Here is a 1,457-nt window from a genome sequence, read left to right on the forward strand (position 1 = left end):
GCTGGAGTTTGAGCGGCAAAATCTGTTCAACGCGGCAGACGATTTGCCCGCGTCCATCTGCGTCACGGTTCGATAAAAGGACGCCGTGATGCAAGCTGTAGTTGCCGCTGTAGCGGGCGAGGAGAACTGCAAATGCTGAGGACAGCACGAGATCTGCCTTCAGCTCGTGCTGCTTCGCGTAAAGCTTGACGCTGGTCCATAGCGTTGAATCGAGTTGGAACGGGCGGTGTTGGCGCTTGGCACCCGCATAGCCGATCGCGTTGAAACGTGTCGGCAAAGTCGTTGCGGTATATTCCTCCCCGATCAGATTGCGCCAATGCCCGAGCGCAGTGGTGAAATCGTTCGTCTCAAGCCACTCTTCTTCGTGGGTACCGCGCAACAGGTTGTCGTCAATGACCGGGGCCAGTGTCTCGTTATTGATGAGCGCGATCAGATCCCGTTGCAGGATCGAGAGAGCGGCATCGTCGCAGACAATCGGATGCAGGACGATGGTCGATTTCAGCGTGCCTTGCGCCGTCACGATCAGCTGGCAGCGGGATGACACGCCGCTGAGCAAATCGAAGGGACGGGAGATAAACTCGGCCTCGTGTTCTGCTGCTTCAACTGCTGTCAGAGGATTGCTGTCACTTCCAAGCGTCTCTACAGGCGGAGTTTCGCCCACGTCTGAAAATTGTTCGATACGCCCACCGGCGAAACGGCGAAAGCCTGTGCGCAGGGCGCTATGGCGTTTTGCCAGCTTCGCAAGGGCGTGCTGCAGCTGATCGGGTGTAACGGTGGAATGCCAGTGCAGGGTGAGAACCTGCAAAGGGAAAACAGTGTTGTTGCCGATCTGCTCGAGCGACCAGATGCGCTTTTGCGCAAGGCTTAAAGGAAAGCTGTCAGAGACACTGCGAGAAACGTCATCCACCACGACGGTATCGTTCGCCTGATTTGGTGCGAATAGCTTGTTCATATTTTCACCGGTCCATTATCTGAATTGTAAGCGTAAGGCTCAGGCCATGGCCTGCCGCAAACCGAGCGGCCTTGGGTCAACCCAGATTTCCTTGATCTTTTGCAGGCACTCGTCACGCGTGCCGCTGATCGGTTCCTTGCTCCAACTGACAGGCAGCGCCTTGTCGTCAGCCCAGACGGAATAGCGGTCTTCCCGGTCGCGAACGACACTCCAGGTCTCGGGCCAGGTTTCTGGCCAAGTCTCCGGCAATAGCTCTCCTGCAGACATCGTGCAGACTCCCAAACAGACAAACATGATCAAGAGACGGACGAGGTCGCCTTCAATTTAAGCGAGAATGGAGAAAATTTTTTCAAAGATTGACCTAAATCGACGCCGGCTTATTGCGTCTCTGTAGGAAAGCCGCGCGTAACAGCTGCGGCGTGATGCTGCGGAGTGCGCCATGACCCTCATATCCAACCTTGCCAAAGAAACACGCGTTGAGCGGTTCCCTGTCTCATTGCGCTTC

2 protein-coding genes are annotated in these 1,457 nt (G+C 55.9%); both read right to left on the reverse strand.

The window, feature by feature from the left end; translation table 11 throughout:
- Positions 1–952: condensation domain-containing protein (locus ACXJ5O_RS26835; protein WP_457302567.1), on the reverse strand; the 952-nt coding region annotated here is incomplete at its 3' end.
- A gap of 39 nt (positions 953–991) precedes the next feature.
- Entirely contained in the window at positions 992–1,219 is a 228-nt protein-coding gene (locus tag ACXJ5O_RS26840) for an MbtH family NRPS accessory protein (RefSeq protein WP_457302568.1), read from the reverse strand.
- Between the last annotated feature and the right edge of the window lie 238 nt (positions 1,220–1,457).

Source organism: Phyllobacterium sp. P5_D12, assembly GCF_054049495.1.